The following is a 17025-nucleotide window of genomic DNA, read 5'->3' as shown; positions in this document are numbered from 1 at the left end:
TGGGGGAAGTCGTACGAGGAGGCACGTTGGCGTCGAAGACATCCACGACCGGACCCACCCGCCGCGACGAACTGCTCGGGATCGCCGGTCAGCTCTTCGCCGAACGCGGGCTCCGCTCGACGACGGTCCGTGACATCGCCGACGCCGCAGGCATCCTGTCCGGCAGCCTGTACCACCATTTCGACTCCAAGGAGTCGATCGTCGACGAGTTGCTCCGGAGCTTCCTCGACGCGTTGTTCGCACGCTATCGGGAGATCACCGAAGCCGGGCTGTCCGCGACAGATACTATCCGTCGGCTCGTGATCGTGTCCTTCGAGGCCATCGACTCCCAGCACACCGCCGTGGCGATCTACCAGAACGAATCCCGGCAACTGATCGGGCAGGAGCGGTTCGACTACATCGCCGAACGGAATGTGGAGTTCCGCGCCCTGTGGGCGGCGGTCCTGCGGCGCGGCGTCGAGGAAGGTGACTTCCGCGAAGACCTCGACGTCGAACTCGTCTATCGGTTCATCCGCGACACGGTCTGGGTGGCGGTGCGCTGGTACCGGCCGGGGGGTGCCAAGACCGTCGAGCAGATCGCCGACCAGTACCTGTCGATCGTGCTCGACGGAATCCTTCCGCGCTGAATCGGGCGGGTCAGCGCGCTACCGACGCGGTGACGGTGAACTTCGGATTCCGCGCGATCTGCCTGGTGGGGCCGACGATCCGTTCGAGTGACCGGCGGTAGCGCAGGTGCGAGTTCCACACGCACCACAGTTCGCCACCGGACCGCAGGGCGCGGGCGGCCTCCGCGAAGAGGTGGTGGGCGATACCCGTCGAGAGAGCGGCGTCGCTGTGGAACGGCGGATTCAGCACCACGAATTCCTCGGTCCCGTCCGGGGTCGTCTCCAGACCGTCGGCCTGAACCGCGAGGACGCGGTCGGCGAGGCCGTTCGCTTCGGCCGTCGCTCGTGCGCTCGCCACCGCGGCGGCCGACCGATCGGTCGCGAGAACGGTGAGTCCGGGCCGCGACCGCGCGAGCGCGGCGCCGACCACGCCGTTGCCGCAGGCGAGGTCCACCGCGGTGGCCGCATCGGGTCGTGCGCCGTCGAGTACCGAGAGCAGGAATCGAGTGCCGACGTCCACGCGGGCTCCGGCGAACACGCCGCCGTGGGCCGCGACGGTGAGACCGAGGTCGCCGTCCCGCCGGGTCTGCGGCCACGAACGGGCTCGTTCGTCGGCGAGCCGGGCGCGCGGTCGGCGGGCGAACAGAACTCGCGACTTCTGCCGGGCGTGGCTGACGTCGACGCGATCGAAGAACTCGCCGAGCACGTCGTTCATCGCGACCGACATGTGCTTGATCCGGCCGCCGGCCACCAAGGTCACGTCCGCGTCGGCGTGGGCGGCGATCAGCGCAGCCACCTCGGCGAGCCGGTCGAGGCCGCGGGGCAGTCGTACCAGCACCACCCGGGCGTCGGCGACGGCGTCGGCGACAGAGGGCAGACTGCGGATGTCCGCACCCGCACCCATCGCCTCGGCGTTGCGCTGCAGAGCGCGTTCGCCGGTGATCAGGTCCTGATGACTGCGGACGTCGGTCGCCCCCGCGTCGACCGCGCCGAGTGCGAGGGCGCCGTAGGCGTCGTCGATCACCGCCACCGTGCCGTCCGGTGCGGCCGCGAGCAGATCGGCCGCCTCGTCCAGGATCAACCGGTCGGCGGCATCGGCTGCGACGAGACCGGGGCCTTCGACGTCGGGGGCACGTCGCAGCAGGGAGAAGTCCACGCCCGCAGGTTACCGGCCCGCGGCGGCGGATCCGGCATCGCCGGCCGTGGCCGGTAACTTCGACTCATGGCATCGGATACGTCTGACCGGACGTCCCGCCTCGACGGTGCGAGCGCTCCCGGCAGCGGCATCGGTCTGGCGATGCTGCTCAGCCTCGCCCTGCTGTCGGCCATCGCTCCGCTCGCGACGGACATGTATCTGCCCGGACTCCCGCGGGTGGCGGACGATCTTCAGGCGTCGCCGTCGTCGGTTCAGCTCACGCTCACCGCCTTCATGCTCGGGCTGGCGGCGGGGCAATTGCTGGTGGGACCGCTCTCGGACGGACTCGGACGCCGCAGGCCGCTGATCGTCGGTACCGTTCTGCTGGCCGTCGCGGGGCTCGGGTGCGCACTCGCACCGTCGATCATCGTCCTCATCGCCTGCCGCTTCCTGCAAGGAGTCACCGGCGGGATCGGTGTCGTGGTCGCTCGTGCAGTGATCGCGGACCGGACCTCGGGGGACCGCTCGGCGAAACTGTTCAGCGTGATGATGATCATCACCAGCGCGGCGCCGGTGGTCGCGCCGCTGCTCGGCGGAGCGCTGGTGGGGCCGATCGGGTGGCGCGGTGTGTTCTTCGTCCTCGCCGGCCTGGCGGCGGTGATGCTCATGGCCGTCGTCGCCTTCGTCCCCGAGACGCTGCCCGCGCCGCGCAGGCATCCGATCGAGCCGCGGGCGATCGGATGCGGCATCGGGGCGGTTCTCGGCAACCGCCGTTACCTCGGCTACACGTTGACCTTCGGCATCGGGTTCGGTGCGATGTTCGCGTACATCTCGGCCTCGCCGTTCGTGATCCAAGAGGTGATGGGATTCTCGCCCGGGATGTACTCGGTGCTGTTCGCCGTGAACGCGGTGGGCATCGGTATCGCGGGGTGGACCAACAACCGGCTTCTCGGGCGGTTCCGCCCGCACGCCCTGCTCGCCGCGGGAGTGGCCGTGCTCTCGGCTGTGGGCGTCGCGATGCTGGTCGTCGCACTGGCCGTGCCCGGCATCCACTGGCTGCTGCTCGTGCTGATGTTCTGCCTCACCTCGAGTTTCGGTTTCACTGCGGGCAACGCGACCGCGTTGGCACTCGGCGAGGTCCGGGAGCGCGCGGGCACCGGCTCCGCGGTCCTCGGGTCCCTTCAGTTCACGGTCGGTGCGATCGTCTCGCCTCTGGTCGGTATCGGTGGGGAGGCCAGCGCGACGCCGATGGCGATCGTCGTGTTCGGCTGCACCGTTCTGGCCGCAGGGTCGTTCGCGACTACGATCCGCTGACCGCCGGGTCGCAGATCACTGCGCGGGGGTGAGCCGGCGGGCGAGCGCTGCGGTCATGGCCCGGGCTGCCGCGGAGGGGTCCGGTCGGCGGGCCAGCGAGAGCGACGTCTGCCGCGAGCGCGCCACCGGGATCGCTACCACCCCCGGATGGCCGGCGGCCATCGACGCGGTGAGCAGTCCGACGCCGCTGCCGAGTTCGGCGAGCGCCAGCACCGCGGAGGGCGAATGCGCTGCCACGGCCGGAACGATGGGCACCTGCTCGGCTGCGGCGGTCTCGGCGAGGGCCGCCCGGACACCGGTGCCCTCGGGGAGCGAGAGCACGGTGACGTCGGCGAGTTCCGACAGCGGGACACGGTCGTAGTCGGCCCACGGATGACGGTTCGGAACCACGGCCGCCAACGGCTCGCGAATCAGGGTGCGAGGTCCGAGGGCGGCCGGCAGCGGTGCGGCGTGCGCCACCACCGCGACGTCGAGCCGGCCGAGTTCCAGATCGGCGATCAGCCGGTCGGAGCTGTCCTCGGTGACGGTGACCGAGACGTCGGGGTGGGCACTCCGGAAGTCGGCGAACCCACGCAGGTAGCCGGGGATGGTGCAGCCGATCACGGTGCCCAGCCGAACGTGCCCGCGGACGAGACCGGTGAGCTCGTCAGCGGTGGTCCGGACCGCCTGGACCGCCCGCGCGACTGCGCGCGCGTGGACCAGGATCTCATCGCCTTCCGCGGTCGGGACGACGGTCCGGCCGGAGCGGTCGAGAAGGCGATGCCCGAGTTCCTTCTCCAGCTTGGCGACCTGGGCGCTGACTCCCGATTGGCTGACCAGCAACTCCTCGGCGGCGGCGGTGAACGAGCCGTGGTCGGCGACCGCGACGAGATATCGCAGCTGGTGCAACTCCATAATCAGTGATTCTAGTTCGCAGAAGTACCAGCTGTTGGACGTATACCCGTATGCGGGCGGACAGTGAAGACATGACTGATACATCATCTGCCGTCCCCGCACGCACTCCGCTCCAGATCGCGGAACTCTACGTCGACTGCTGGCGGCGCAAGGACTTCTCCGACCTGCGGCCTCATCTGGCGGATGACTGCGAGTTCGTCGGAGTTCTCGGCACGGCATCCGGACCCGATGAGTTCCTGCAGGGGCTGAACGGCATGGCGGCCGGGACCGACAGCCTCGAGATCCGCAAACGGCTCGCCGACGACACCGACGTCATCACCTGGTTCGATCTCGGCATGGCCGGGGCGCCTCCGACCGCGGTCGCGAACTGGACGCATGTCGAGGCCGGCCTCATCACTCGTGTGAACGTCACCTTCGATCCCCGGGAGATCCTCGCCGTAGGCTGACCGCATGGCCGAAGTCACCGCGATCTGCGTCGTAGCAGCCCTGCATCCGGATCCAGGCAGTGTGGGGACCACGGCCATCGACAAGCGGCCGGTCAGCGGGCCGGTCCGGATCGGCGAATACGGGGCGTTCGCCGATGTGCAGGCCGATCGCAAGCATCACGGCGGCCCGGACAAGGCGCTGTACGTCTATGCGCAGGAGGACGCCGACTACTGGGCGGCCGAGCTCGGCCGGGAGATTCCGCCCGGCTTCTTCGGGGAGAACCTGCGGACGGTCGGAATCGATGTGAACGGTGCGCGGATCGGTGAGCGATGGCGTATCGGCGAGAAGGTGATCGTCGAGGTCACGTCGCCGCGGATCCCCTGTCAGACGTTCGCACGATGGATGGGCGAAGACGGCCGCGGGTGGGTGAAACGATTCGCTCAGGCCCGCCGCGTGGGGCCCTACCTGCGCGTCGTCGAGCGAGGAACGATCACCGCGGGCGATCCGATCGAGGTGCTGACCGTCCCGGACGCCCCCGCGATCCGGGATCTGTGAGCTCTTCGCGGAAATAGATCTCGCGTCGACCGATCAGTTCTGCCGGGCCGGGCTGTCTATCTCTATGACGGCCTCCGAGAGGGACGCCGCAGACTGCAAGGAGACCCCGATGCACAAGATGATCTTCGTGAACCTGCCCGTCGCCGACCTGGACGCGTCCCGGGAGTTCTTCGGGAAGATGGGATACACGTTCGACGACCGCTTCACCGATGAGAACGCCGCCGCGATGGTGCTGGGCGAGACCATCGTCGCGATGCTGCTGCGCCGCGACTTCTACCAGAGTTTCGTGCCCACCAAGCAGATCATCGACGCCACGACCACCAGCGGAGCGATCCTGTGCCTGAGCGCGGAGAGCCGTGAGGAGGTGGACGGCATCGTGAGCAAGGCCCTGGAAGCCGGTGCGACGGCCGGGGACGTGGAAGACCACGGGTTCATGTACGGAAGCTCGTTCTACGATCTCGACGGCCACGGCTGGGAGATCATGTGGATGGATCCGGCCGCGGTGGAGACCGGACCTGAGGCGTACGCCGCGCAGCAGCAGGCGCAGTGACGACCGGGACACCAGTGACCGCTCAGGAGCGGCGGAGGAGTTGACGAGGCGATGACCGACGACCGTGACTTCGAAGCGGCCACCAGTGCCCTGCGCGCCGAGCTTCTCGTGCACTGCTATCACATGCTGGGATCGGCCACCGACGCCGAAGATGTGCTGCAGGACGTGTATCTGCGTGCGTGGCAGGCCTTTCACAGCTTCGAAGGACGGTCGTCGGTCCGCACGTGGATGTATCGGATCGCGACCAACACCTGTCTCAACGCCCTGGAGAGCCGGGCGCGGAGGCCTCTGCCGAGCGGGTTGGGCACCGAGGCCTCCGATCCCCGTGAACCGGTGATCCCGAACCATGAGATCCCGTGGCTGCAGCCGCTGCCGGACGGCGCGCTGGGCGATCCCGCGTCGACGGTGACGGCGCGGGAGTCGGTGGGGCTGGCGATGGTCGCCGCCATGCAGGAGCTTCCGGCGCGTCAGCGCGCGGCGTTGATTCTGCGCGACGTGCTCGCGTTCAGTGCGGCCGAGACCGCCGAAGCACTCGACATGACAGTCGCGGCGGCCAACAGCGCGTTGTCGCGCGCACGCAGGGCGGTCGGCGAGGGCACCCGGCTAGAGGGCCGGCGCGTCGCGGAACTGTCCGACCACGAGCGGCAGGTGTGGGACGAGTTCTGCGCTGCTTTCGAGCGGCACGACATCCCCGGCGTGGTGGACGTGCTCGCCGCCGATGCGGTGTGGGAGATGCCGCCGTTCCCGGGCTGGTATCTCGGCGCCGAGAACATCGGAGTGCTCACCCTCAGCCAGTGCCCGGCCAAGGAAGCCGGCGACATCAGGATGATCAAGACGTCCTGCAACGGGTTGCCGGCGGCCGGGATGTTCATGCGCGACGGCGACGTCTGGCGTCGTTTCCAACTCGATGTCCTGACGATCGTCGACGGTCGGGTGGCGCACGTCGGTGCCTTCTTCGAGCCCGAACTGTTCTCGCTGGCGGGCCTGCCGGAGACGCTGTCGGGCGCCGCTGAGGACCGGTGAGGGTGGGGACTGGCTGAGGCAGATTGGCACATATGATCGATTCCCTAATGTGTTCTGTCATACCCCGTTGGTAGAGTTCTGGTAGGTCAAGAAAACATGGTTTGACCAGCTGAAACACTCGGGGGAGGTGGCAGTGATGAGCGGTCCGATCACCGATTCGATCGCGACTGTCGTTGCCACCGGTGCGCTGCCGGGGCGGCCCGCCGAACTACTCGCCCTGATCGATGCCGCGGCGGTCAAACTCGCCGAGACCTCCCTGTCGCCGGAGACCGAACCGGAACTGCTGGCCCACACACAGACTGCCGAACGGATTCGGCGACGCTGGGACGGCATCTCCGCGGCGCTGCTGGTGGAGGTCTCCGACCGCAACGCGCACCGCACCGCCGGCTATCTGAATCCGTACCAATACCTCTCACAGGGCTTGCGGCTGGGGACCCGGGAGGCGGGTCGGCGGTTGCGGATGGCTGAGGCGATCGGTGAGTTCTCGAACTTCCAGGGGCAGACCCTGCCTCCGCGCAAGCCGGCGACCGCTGCCGCGGTGGCGGGCGGGACTGTCGGCGCCGAACACGCGTTGGTGATCTCGGGCGTTTTGGCGAAAGTGCCCGGCTGTATCTCGCCGGAGGTCAAAGCCCGTGCCGAGGCGGAGTTGGCCGAGGCTGCGGCTGGGTTGAATCCGGATGATCTGGGCAAGGTCGGTGACCGGCTGCTCGCTCACCTGGACCCCGATGGTCAGGAGAGCGATCACGTCGACCGGCAACGCCAACGCGGAATCACGATCCTCCCGCAGGATCGGCAGTTGATGAGCAGAGTCCGCGGCGCGATGACTCCGGAGTTGCGGGCGAAGTTCGAGGTGATCTTGACCGCCTGGGCCGCACCCGGGATGAACAATCCCGCCGACCCGGATTCGCCGACTGGAACCATTGACGCCGACGGCATCGACGCCGAGGCTTTGGCGGCGGCGCGGGGTCGGGATCTGCGCAGTGCCGCTCAGCGCACGCACGATGCGTTGCTGGCGTTGTGTGATTACGTTCTCGCCCGCGGCGGGCTGGGTGCACCGAACCGGATACCGGCGGAGTTGGTCATCACCGTCACCGATCAGGAACTCGCCGCGCATGCCGGAATCGCGTTGACCGCGACAGGTAGCCGTGTTCCGATCGGTGAACTCGTGCGGCTCGCTGCCGAGGCTGTGCCGCATCTGGCGGTCTTCCGGAATCACACCAGCGAGGTCCTCTACCAGGGTCGTGGTGCGCGGTGTGCGAGTAGAGCGCAGCGGTTGGCGTTGTTCGCCCGCGACCGCGGTTGCACCGCCCCCGGCTGCGACCGCCCCTTCGCGCAAACTCAGGCCCATCATGCACCGGACTGGATCACCCCGGGAGGGCGCACCGACATCGATGCTCTCGGCGCCGCGTGCGGGCGCCACAACCGCGCCGTCGGCACCAACCGCGGCCAATGGGAGACCACCATCCTCCCCGACGGACCCGATGCCGGACGCATGGGCTGGCGACCGGCCACCACCGATCACCCCTGGCGCCTGAACCCCGTCCACCACGCCGGGCAGGCACGGCACCTGCACCCACGGGAGGATCAACAAGTTCCCGTTCCGCATCGCCGCGAGCATCCGCCGCCGGAGGCCGCGGCCCAACCCGATCGCGAGTCCCGGCCGGGACACGCGGCGGCCTGAGCCGTGGTCGCGGAGAGCCTCCCGGTCTGCGCCCGGTCACCCGGCGGGCGGATGCCCTTCGTCCGGAGGGAGCTGTGGGGGATCGGCTGCGAAGCAGGCCGGATCGCCACCCGCGCCCACCACGCCGACGATGCCGCCCCAGACGAGCATCGTCAGTTCCTCGGCCAGATCCTGCGAGGTCCGGTCCGGGACGGCGATCCACTCCTCAACGGCGACGGTGGTGGCCCCGACCATCGCGCGTGCCCAAGTGCGGGCGCCGCGAGTCTGGGCGCCGCGGGCCGCGAATCGCGCCTCGAGCGTCGATTCGAGGGCCCCCGCGAAGATCTTCTCGGCCTCGGCGGCGACCGGACGGCTGCCCGACGGCCGCGCCATCGTGAACCGGTAGACATTGGGATCCGACGACACCGTCTCCACGTACACGCTGATGACGGCCTGAACCAGGCGGTAGTCGCCGATGTCGCCCGACAGCGCGTCGATGAGTCGCGGCATCACGGTCGTCTCCACATACCAGAGCGTGACGGCGGCGGCGAGGTCGTTCTTGTCGGCGAAGTACCGGTAGAGCACGGTCTTCGACACCCCGATGTGGCGGGCGATGTCGTCCATTCCGACCTCCGGGCCGAGAGCCCGGATCGCTTCCACCGTGCCCGCGGTCAGCTCGGCGCGTCGCTCCTGCTTGTGCTTCTCCCAGCGCTGCTTACGGCCGTCGGAGGCGACGGCTTCCACCGCAGGCGTCAGGATGCGTTGTTCGAGCTCGCGCGTCAGCGTCGCCGCCGCGTTGACGGCGGCGCGCGCGGCACTCGTGGGTATCGGAGGGTTCGGCATCACCTGGAAACCCTAGTAGCTCGTACGGAACACTGGACGAGTGTCGTCAACCTTGGACCATCGACAGCGCACCCCGAAGTCTCCGGCGGTGCCCGCGGGACTGACGCAGGCGGACGCGAAACGAGCCCACGACCTGCGGCGGATGAAGATCGTGGCGACCGGCCTGCTGGTCGGCGCCGCGGTGATCTACTTCTGCATGCGCTGGCTCGAACACCGGGACGGAGCGGACGTGGCCGCGTGGGTCGGATTCGTCCGCGCCGCATCCGAGGCCGGAATGGTCGGTGCGTTGGCCGACTGGTTCGCGGTCACCGCGCTGTTCCGTCAGCCGCTCGGACTGCCGATTCCGCACACCGCGCTCATCCCGCGGAAGAAGGACCAGATCGGCGACCAGCTCGGCGGCTTCGTCCAGGAGAACTTCATGACCCGCGAGGTGATCGAGGATCGTGTCGCCTCGCTCGACCTGCCGCGCAGAGTCTCCACGTGGTTCGCCGACCCGGCGAACAAGCCGCGGGTGAACGACGAGGTCTCGAGGATCTTCAAGCTCTGCTCGGAGATGCTGCGCGACGAGGACGTCGAACGCCTCATACAGGCCGCCCTCAAATGGGCGGCGGAACCGCTGTGGGCACCGCCCGCCGGGCGCATCCTCGAGCAGCTCGTCGCCGAGAACCGTCTCGAACCGGTGATCCAACTCGCCTGCGACCGCGCGCACGAGTGGGCGCTGGGCAGTCAGCCGCTCATCGACCGCGTGGTGGACCGCGACGGTCCGGCGTGGGCACCGCGCTTCGTGACCCATCTCGTCGGCGACCGGATCTACCGCGAACTGACCGAGTTCACCTACAAGGTCCGCGCCGATCCGCAGCATGAGCTGCGGATCGCCATGCACGATTTCGTCGAGGACTTCGCCCGGGAACTGCAGGAGGACGAGGCGACGATCGCCAAGTTCGAGAACCTCAAAGAGGAACTCCTCGGACGAGACGAGGTGACCGGAGCGGCGTCGACCGCGTGGCAGGCGGGCAAGGCGGTCATCGAGCAGATGCTCGACGACCCGGAGTCGACGCTGCGTACCTCGCTCTCCGACGCGGTGGTGCAGTTGGCGGAACGGATCCGCGACGACGAACCGCTGCAGGCCAAGCTCAACGGCTGGGCGGTGCGGGCGGCCCGTCACGTGGCCGACAACTACTCGGCGGAGATCATCTCGGTGATCACCGAGACGGTCCGGGGATGGGATGCCGCGGAGACCAGTCGCAAGATCGAACTGCAGGTCGGGCGTGATCTGCAATTCATCCGCATCAACGGCACGGTGGTCGGATCGCTGGCCGGCCTGGCCATTTACACGGTCTCGGTTCTGCTGTTCCCCTGACGCGCTTGCACTTGTTAGCGCCCGGTGCGGATAATGGAATCCGGGAGGCACGAGTTTCGTATGACATCCGAGCATGATCACCAGGACGGCCAGTCCGAGACGGGAACCGTCGAGGCCATGGCCACCGCTGCGCAGGACATCGGCGAGTTCATCCGCAGTCAGCGGCTGTCCGCCAAGGTCTCACTCCGGCAGCTGGCCGAGCGAGCGGGCGTCAGCAACCCGTACCTCTCTCAGATCGAGCGCGGGCTGCGCAAGCCGTCGGCCGACGTGCTCTCGCAGATCGCCAAGGGACTCCGCGTCTCCGCGGAAGTGCTCTACGTGCGCGCCGGAATCCTGGAGGCGCGGCCGGCGAGCCCGGTGCGCGACGCACTGCTCGCCGACAGTTCCATCAGCGAGCGGCAGAAGCAGATGCTGCTGGAGATCTACGATTCGTTCCGCCGAGAGAACGGAGCGAGCGAGCAGTCGGACGGAGCGTCCGCGGCCGGCACGGTCGACGTCCTCCGGGCCGATTCGGCCGAGCCGGCGCGTGATTAAGGTGGAGTCGTGAGCGCAGCGAGTTTCGTCATCTACGCCCAGCAGTACATCCTGCTGGCCATCACCGTCATCGCGGGCGTCACCGCGGCCGTGGCCCTGGTGCACGCCGCGATCACGCGACCCGACGCCTTCACCGCCGTCGACGCGCAGACGAAGACCTTCTGGGTGGCCGTCCTCGCGGTGTCGACGCTGCTGATCTGGCTGGTGCAGGCATCGCTCGGCTTCGGACTGATGTTCTTCCTCGCCGCGATCACCGCGGTCCTCGTCTACGTCGTCGACGTCCGGGTTCGGACCGACGAGATCCTGGGCCGCTCGTGGTTCCGGAAGAACGCGTAGGGACGCGGGGACCCCACCGGTGAGCGAATACCGCATCAACGACCTCGCGCAGGTCTCCGGAGTCAGCGTCCGGAACATCCGCGTCTATCAGGACCGGGGACTGCTCCCGCCGCCGACGATCCGTGGGCGCACCGGCTGGTACTCCGACGAGCACCTCGTCCGGCTCAACCTGATCTCACGCATGCTGGAACGCGGCTACACGTTCGCGACGATCAGCGAACTCCTGCACGCCGCGCATTACGGAATGAAGGTGGAGCACGTGCTGCGCGCGGCTCCGAAGGGCGGAAGGTTCCGCAACATCAAGCGGGCCGCCACCATCACCTTCACCGAATTGAAGAAGACGCTGGGCGCCGACGAGCGGTCGATCAATCTCAGTCAGAAGCTGGGACTGCTCACGAAGGACGGCGCCCACTACGCAATCCGCAATCCGGAGCTGCTCGAAGGCGCCGAAGTGCTGGTGAAGGGCGGCATCGACATCGATGACCTGCTCGATCGATGGATGCGAGTCGAGTCGGATCTGACCGATGTCGCTCGGAGCTTCGTATCCATCATCACCGACAAGTACTTCGACGAGAATCTGCCGAACCTCGGCGAGGAGAAGCTGGCGAAGATGGCCGAGCTGATCCAGACCGTTCGGCCGATGGCCCACGAGATCGTCGAGACCACCTTCAGCCGGGCTCTCGACAAGGAGATCTCGCGGGCGATCGGCGAGGCCAGTACCTATTTCGATGCGACGCAGCAGCAGTCTGCGCAGAGCAGCCGGGCGACCGGCGGCCAGACGGAGGTCGACGAATGACGACGAAGAACACATGGACGCGAGCGCGCCGTTGGGCGACGATCGGCGCGGTGGGCGCCGCTGGAGTGGCGGCTGCCGAACTGGCGGTCGCCGGCGGATTCATGGTCCGCGAGGTGTTCAAGTACCCCGATCCCGTTCAGGACGGCCCCGACCCGATGCTCGCTCCGCCGACGCACCCCATGCGGTCGTCGGTGGTCGGCACCCCGGACGGCACGCTGCTGCACGTGGTGGCCTCCGGTGACGTCGAGGACGCCGACGAGATCGTCGTGCTGATTCACGGCTGGACCTGCAACACCGGATTCTGGAACGCACAGTTCAACCACTTCGGCAGCGGCCGCCCGATGGTGGCCTACGACCAGCGCGGCCACGGCCTCTCGGAGATGGGAACGGCCGCGGCGACCATCGAGATGCTGGGTCAGGACCTGCAGGCAGTCCTCGAAGCGATGATCCCCGAGGGCAAGCGCGCGGTGCTGGTGGGACACAGCATGGGCGGCATGACGATCATGTCGTGGGCCAAGCAGTTCGGTGCGGGCATGGAGGACCGGGTCTCGGCCATCGTCCTGTGTTCCACGGCTGCACGCGGAGTGGTCCAGCGACAGCATCTGATCCCCGAGGACATGCCGGCCGTAGCCGGTCCGGGCAAGCGAGTGCTGGAGCGGACCTTCACCTCCTCGCGGCTGCCCCTGCCGAGCAACTCGTTGACCGAGAAGTTCTCCCACTATGTGACGACCGGTCCCGTCGCCCGCCAGGCCCACGTCGACTTCACCGACGAGATGATCGCTTCCTGCTCGCCGAAGGCGCGCGGTGCGTGGGGCTCGGCGATGTACTCGCTCGACGTGCTGTCCGGACTCGACAAGGTGACGGTCCCGACGGCGGTGGTCGTCGGCAGTGCCGACCTCCTGACGCCGGTGGAACACGCCCAGGAGATGGCCAAGGTGCTGAGCCGACGCGGTTTCCTGTACTCGTACAACGTGTACGAGGGTGCGGGACACATGGTTCCCTACGAGCGGTCCGCTGAGTTCGACGCACTGCTCGGCAATCTGCTCTCCGGGGTCAGCGCGGCAACCGGCAGTTGACGAAGACGGGTTCGGGGTGCAGTTCGACGCCGAAGACGTCCCGCACCCCGTCCCGCACCCGCCCGGCGAGTTCGAGTAGATCCGCCGTGTCGGCGCCGCCGCGGTTGGTCAGCGCCAGCGTGTGCTTGGTCGACAGCCGGACGGGCGCTCCGTCGCCCGGGAAGCCCTTGGTGAAACCGGCGCGTTCGATCAGCCACCCCGCCGACAGCTTCACACCGGCGTCCGCCGGATAGCGGGGGACCGCGACGTCGGCGCCGACGTGCGCCGCGATGCGCTCGAGAATCGCCTCCACACGCTCTTCGGGAACGATCGGGTTGGTGAAGAACGATCCTGCGCTCCAGGTGTCGTGATCGGCGGGGTCGAGCACCATGCCCTTCGCGGCGCGGAGCCCGAGCACCCGGTCGCGCACGTCGCGGGCGCCGGCGGTGCCGCCCTCGTCCACGCCGAGCGTGCGGGCCAGTTCGCGGTACCGGATCGGCGCCGACACGCCGCCCGGATTGAGCCAGAACGAGACGGCCAGCACCACCTGATCGTGGCGGCCCTTCAAGTCGCTCGTCCGGTAGGCCAGGCCCAGTGTGTCGGGCGCGGCCCAGCGGATGTCTCCGGTGGCGCGGTCGAGCAATCGCACGCTCCGCAGAACGTCGGCGACCTCGACGCCGTAAGCGCCGACGTTCTGAACCGGTGTGGTGCCTGCGGCGCCGGGGATGCCCGAGAGGCACTCCAACCCGCCGAAGCCCGCGGCGACGGTGTCGGCGACCAGGGAGTCCCAATCGGTTCCGGCCTCAGCCGTCACGTACGGCCGTCCGTCCTCGTCTCCGTACTCGATTCCGGCGCTCGCGATGACGACCGCGGTGCCCTCGAAACCGTCGTCGCCGATCACGAGGTTGGAGCCGCCACCGATCAGCAACACCGGCTCGCGCCGGGCGTCGAGACCGGCGACCGTCGCGACCAGTGAGTCGGTCGTCTCGCACCGGACGACGGCGCGTGCGGGTCCACCCAGCCGCAGGGTGGTGAAGTCGGCCAAGAGGACGCTCGAGGCGTCGCGCACACGGGTGGTCTGCTGTGGGTCGGTCACGTCAGTAACGGTAACCTGGCTGCCATGTCGAGCAAGTTCGAGCATTCGGTCAGCTATCCGTTCTCCGTGTCCGCACTGTGGTCGCTGATCAGCACCGAACAGTACTGGCGGGACCTGGTGCAGGCGACCAACGCCGGGCACGGCTCGATCGAGTCGTTCGCACTCGACGGCGATCAGGTGACAGTGGTGAGCAAGCAGGGCGTCGGTGCGGAGAACCTGCCGTCCGTCGTGACCGCGGTCCGGCCCGGCGACCTGGAGATCCCGCGGACCAGCGTGTTCCGGCTGGCCGGCGAGCAGATCACCGGCTCGATGGAGGCGGCGGTCTCCGGTGCTCCGGCGAAGATCCACGGTGACATCGTCATCAGCGGGGACCCGGCGGTCGCGCGGTATTCCGGACAGGCCGATGTCTCGATCCCGTTCGTCGGCGGCAAGATCGAGAAGGCGATCATCGAGCAGGTCGGACTGCTGCTCGACGCCGAACGTGACGCATCCGTCGAATTTCGGCAGGGTTGAATCTGACGTTACGCTGTCCCACATGGCACGACGGCTCAGCTACTCAGCTCGGTACCCGCACTCGGCCGAGAAGATCTACCAGGCACTGTCGCAGAAGAAGTACTGGGAAGATCTCATGGTCGAGTTCCGCGAGCTGACCCCGATCTCGAACGTCGAGGAGTTCGAGACCGGTGACGACGGGATCCGCGTGGTCCTGCAGCAGACCATCACGCGGGACATGCTGCCGCCCATCGCCCAGACCGTCATGCTCAAGGACATGATGATCACGCGCACGGAGAACTACGGCGTGTTCGATCCGGTGAACACCGACGGCAGCTACAGCGCGTCCATCCCGGCCGGTCCGGGTTCGCTCACCGGGCGTCAGGAACTGTTCCCGACCGACACCGGGTGCACCATCCGCAAGACGACCGAGGTGAAGGTGTACATCCCGTTCGTCAACGCCAAGCTCGAACAGCTGATGCTGGTGAATCTGGTGGACCTGTTCCGCGGCGAAGCCGAGTTCACGTCGACCTGGGTCGAGGACAACCTCGCGTGAGAGGCGCCGGCCTCGCGGCCGGACGACCCAGCGGGCGCATCACCCGCGGTACCACGAACATCAATCGGCTCCGTCGCGTCGACCGCGCGATGGCCGCCGACCCCCGTGTCCGTGCCGCCTGCGACGTTCCGCGGCCGCTGGCCGTCGACCTCGGATACGGCGGCCGCCCCGACACCGCGGTGGAGATGGCGATCCGGCTGCGCCGGGTGATACCCGACCTGGACCTCGTCGGCCTGGAGATCGACCCCGCCCGGATCGTGGAACCGCGTCACGGGGTGCGCTTCGCGCTCGGCGGCTTCGAACTCGCGGGTATGCGGCCGCATCTGGTTCGGGCGTTCAACGTGCTCAGGCAGTACGGCGAGGACGAGGTGCATGCGGCGTGGGCGCAGATGCGGAGCGCGCTGGCCCCGGGCGGCCTGATCGTGGAGGGCACCTGCGACGAGATCGGCCGCCGATGCTGCTGGATCCTCCTCGACCGCGACGGACCGATCGAACTGACTCTCGCGTGGTCGCCCGCACACACCCGCCGCCCGTCGGAGCTGGCCGAACGGCTGCCGAAGGCACTGATCCACCGCAACGTGGACGGTGAGGCGATCCATCGGCTCCTGGAGACCGCCGATCAGTGCTGGGACCGGGCGGCCGGGCGCGAGGTCTTCGGCCCGCGCGACCGCTGGCGGTACGCGCGTGACATGCTCCGGGACTCGGGGGTCGACGTCCGCGTGCCTCGCGGCCGTCGCGTGGACAACCTGCTGACCGTGCCGTGGGGCGCCGTCGCTCCCGCTTGACCTGACGAGTTCCGCACGCGGCGGAAGCCCCGAGGCCACGCGCTGCGACTGTCGTCCGTTCGGTCGGGTTTCCCGAAGATGTCGGAGTTCGCCGATACGCTTCCGGCATGTCCACAGATGGCCGGCCGGATGACCCCGCACGGAATGACCCCGCACGGAATGACACCGCACGGAATGACACCGCACAGACTGCGCCCGACGTCGATCACTACGCCGAGACGATGTCGCGGCCGGTGCCCGACCCTCCGTCGGTGCCGCCGCTGCGGGAGCCGACCAGAACCTACGACACCCCCGGTCTCGAGGACCCGTACCGCTCGGGTCCGCACTACGCCGGCCCCGCATCCTCGGGACCGCTCTACGCTCCGACGCAGTATCCGAGCGGCCCGTATCCGCCGCCCGGCTACGGACCGGCACCGGCCGGCGGGGCGGGGCGTGCGGTCCTTCTCGGTCTGGCGATCGCCTGCGTGATAGGTCTGGCGGTGGCCGCCGTCGTCGTCTGGATGAAGGTCGTGAACGCCCCCGACGAGAAGACCGCGGACCCGGCCCCGACGGTCGTCACGCAGGCACCTCCCACGCACACCGTGACATCGGTGGTGGCCGATCCGGAGACCGATGCCGCCGGGCGCCTGCGCGATCAGGCGACGGCCGACGCCGCCGATTTCCGCGGTGCCCTCGCCGATCGCTGGGCTGCGCAGATCAGTGCGAAGCGCCCGGGCCTGTACGCCGACGGCCGTACTTGGGACAACCAGACCATCCTGGCGGAGTTCGAGTCGTCTCGGTCCCGGTACCCGCAGGTGCGGCTGCTCGACTCGAGTGAGTGGCCGGTGTTCTCCGAAAGCGGCTGGTGGGTGACGGTGTCGGCCCAGGGCTTCGCGAGCGCGGACGACGCACTGGCCTGGTGCCGCGGAAACGGGCTCGACAAGGACCACTGCTTCGCCAAGCTCATCAGCAGCAGCCGCGGGCCGGAGGGATCTACGCTTTATCAGAAGTGATGTTCTCGTGCCCGAGGG

The 17025-nt window shown here is 68.5% G+C and carries 20 protein-coding genes; 16 read left to right on the top strand and 4 right to left on the bottom strand.

Annotated elements, in window-relative coordinates; all coding sequences use genetic code 11:
• The first annotated feature begins 26 nt into the window (after positions 1-26).
• A complete protein-coding gene (locus tag ACK8HH_RS15580) occupies positions 27-626 on the top strand; it encodes a TetR/AcrR family transcriptional regulator (protein ID WP_006896206.1) in 600 nt (199 codons plus the stop codon).
• A 10-nt stretch (positions 627-636) separates the two neighbouring features.
• On the opposite strand, the gene ACK8HH_RS15575 is transcribed toward ACK8HH_RS15580, so the two are convergent.
• Positions 637-1761 carry a class I SAM-dependent methyltransferase gene (locus ACK8HH_RS15575; RefSeq protein ID WP_006896207.1) on the bottom strand — a complete coding sequence of 375 codons (1125 nt, stop codon included), beginning with the start codon at positions 1759-1761 and terminating at the stop codon, positions 637-639.
• Between the two features lie 66 nt (positions 1762-1827).
• Between ACK8HH_RS15575 and ACK8HH_RS15570 the strand changes: the two genes are divergently transcribed.
• A complete protein-coding gene (locus tag ACK8HH_RS15570) occupies positions 1828-3054 on the top strand; it encodes a multidrug effflux MFS transporter (RefSeq protein ID WP_412475317.1) in 1227 nt (408 codons plus the stop codon).
• A 15-nt stretch (positions 3055-3069) separates the two neighbouring features.
• Here the strand turns inward: ACK8HH_RS15570 and ACK8HH_RS15565 are convergent, their stop codons facing one another.
• Positions 3070-3948, bottom strand: a complete 879-nt coding sequence (locus ACK8HH_RS15565) for a LysR family transcriptional regulator (protein ID WP_412475316.1) — start codon at positions 3946-3948, stop codon at positions 3070-3072.
• Between the two features lie 71 nt (positions 3949-4019).
• Here ACK8HH_RS15565 and ACK8HH_RS15560 point away from each other — a divergent pair, with 71 nt between their 5' ends.
• The 5 genes from ACK8HH_RS15560 (at position 4020) to ACK8HH_RS15540 (ending at position 8183) form a co-directional block, all read left to right on the top strand.
• On the top strand, positions 4020-4394 hold the full coding sequence (locus ACK8HH_RS15560) for a nuclear transport factor 2 family protein (protein ID WP_062366133.1): 375 nt from the start codon (positions 4020-4022) through the stop codon (positions 4392-4394).
• 4 nt (positions 4395-4398) lie between these two features.
• A complete protein-coding gene (locus ACK8HH_RS15555; RefSeq protein ID WP_006896211.1) occupies positions 4399-4929 on the top strand; it encodes an MOSC domain-containing protein in 531 nt (176 codons plus the stop codon).
• 109 nt (positions 4930-5038) lie between these two features.
• The gene (locus tag ACK8HH_RS15550; protein ID WP_006896212.1) at positions 5039-5479 is read left to right on the top strand and encodes a VOC family protein; all 441 of its coding nucleotides are present in this window, start codon (positions 5039-5041) and stop codon (positions 5477-5479) included.
• 51 nt (positions 5480-5530) lie between these two features.
• On the top strand, positions 5531-6502 hold the full coding sequence (locus ACK8HH_RS15545) for a sigma-70 family RNA polymerase sigma factor (protein WP_062366042.1): 972 nt from the start codon (positions 5531-5533) through the stop codon (positions 6500-6502).
• 136 nt (positions 6503-6638) lie between these two features.
• Positions 6639-8183 (top strand): DUF222 domain-containing protein, encoded by a 1545-nt coding sequence (locus ACK8HH_RS15540; protein ID WP_412475315.1) that lies wholly within the window; start codon positions 6639-6641, stop codon positions 8181-8183.
• Between the two features lie 36 nt (positions 8184-8219).
• Here ACK8HH_RS15540 and ACK8HH_RS15535 read toward each other — a convergent pair whose 3' ends face one another.
• A complete protein-coding gene (locus ACK8HH_RS15535; protein WP_006897352.1) occupies positions 8220-9005 on the bottom strand; it encodes a TetR/AcrR family transcriptional regulator in 786 nt (261 codons plus the stop codon).
• 142 nt (positions 9006-9147) lie between these two features.
• On the opposite strand from ACK8HH_RS15535, the gene ACK8HH_RS15530 reads away from it, so the two are divergent.
• Genes ACK8HH_RS15530 through ACK8HH_RS15510 form a run of 5 tightly spaced genes read left to right on the top strand, consistent with a single transcriptional unit; the run spans position 9148 to position 13107 of the window.
• A complete protein-coding gene (locus ACK8HH_RS15530) occupies positions 9148-10365 on the top strand; it encodes a DUF445 domain-containing protein (RefSeq protein WP_346077371.1) in 1218 nt (405 codons plus the stop codon).
• A 60-nt stretch (positions 10366-10425) separates the two neighbouring features.
• Positions 10426-10899: a helix-turn-helix domain-containing protein gene (locus ACK8HH_RS15525; protein WP_006897350.1), complete on the top strand. Its 474-nt coding sequence runs from the start codon at positions 10426-10428 to the stop codon at positions 10897-10899.
• Between the two features lie 9 nt (positions 10900-10908).
• Entirely contained in the window at positions 10909-11235 is a 327-nt protein-coding gene (locus ACK8HH_RS15520) for a DUF2516 family protein (RefSeq protein WP_006897349.1), read from the top strand.
• A gap of 19 nt (positions 11236-11254) precedes the next feature.
• Complete coding sequence (locus tag ACK8HH_RS15515; protein WP_006897348.1) at positions 11255-12031, top strand: MerR family transcriptional regulator; 777 nt, start codon at positions 11255-11257, stop codon at positions 12029-12031.
• Positions 12028-13107, top strand: coding sequence for an alpha/beta fold hydrolase (locus tag ACK8HH_RS15510; RefSeq protein WP_006897347.1), 1080 nt, complete (start codon positions 12028-12030; stop codon positions 13105-13107). The genes ACK8HH_RS15515 and ACK8HH_RS15510 overlap by 4 nt, the downstream gene beginning before the upstream one ends.
• Here ACK8HH_RS15510 and ACK8HH_RS15505 read toward each other — a convergent pair.
• Positions 13085-14182 carry a UDP-N-acetylmuramate dehydrogenase gene (locus ACK8HH_RS15505; protein WP_231875648.1) on the bottom strand — a complete coding sequence of 366 codons (1098 nt, stop codon included), beginning with the start codon at positions 14180-14182 and terminating at the stop codon, positions 13085-13087. The two genes, ACK8HH_RS15510 and ACK8HH_RS15505, sit on opposite strands and share 23 nt — an antisense overlap.
• A gap of 24 nt (positions 14183-14206) precedes the next feature.
• Between ACK8HH_RS15505 and ACK8HH_RS15500 the strand changes: the two genes are divergently transcribed.
• The 4 genes from ACK8HH_RS15500 to ACK8HH_RS15485 all read left to right on the top strand — a co-directional run bounded on the left by ACK8HH_RS15500 (position 14207) and on the right by ACK8HH_RS15485 (position 17007).
• A complete protein-coding gene (locus ACK8HH_RS15500) occupies positions 14207-14695 on the top strand; it encodes a DUF2505 domain-containing protein (RefSeq protein WP_006897345.1) in 489 nt (162 codons plus the stop codon).
• A 22-nt stretch (positions 14696-14717) separates the two neighbouring features.
• Positions 14718-15230 carry a DUF2505 domain-containing protein gene (locus ACK8HH_RS15495; protein WP_006897344.1) on the top strand — a complete coding sequence of 171 codons (513 nt, stop codon included), beginning with the start codon at positions 14718-14720 and terminating at the stop codon, positions 15228-15230.
• Positions 15227-16015, top strand: a complete 789-nt coding sequence (locus tag ACK8HH_RS15490; protein ID WP_006897343.1) for a hypothetical protein — start codon at positions 15227-15229, stop codon at positions 16013-16015. Before ACK8HH_RS15495 ends, ACK8HH_RS15490 begins: the two co-directional genes overlap by 4 nt.
• Before the next feature lie 107 nt (positions 16016-16122).
• Positions 16123-17007 (top strand): hypothetical protein, encoded by an 885-nt coding sequence (locus ACK8HH_RS15485; protein ID WP_006897342.1) that lies wholly within the window; start codon positions 16123-16125, stop codon positions 17005-17007.
• The last annotated feature ends 18 nt before the right edge of the window (positions 17008-17025 follow it).

Source organism: Gordonia sp. LUNF6 (assembly GCF_047041125.1).
Taxonomy (GTDB): domain Bacteria; phylum Actinomycetota; class Actinomycetes; order Mycobacteriales; family Mycobacteriaceae; genus Gordonia; species Gordonia sihwensis.
This window is presented reverse-complemented; position numbering and strand designations above follow the sequence as displayed.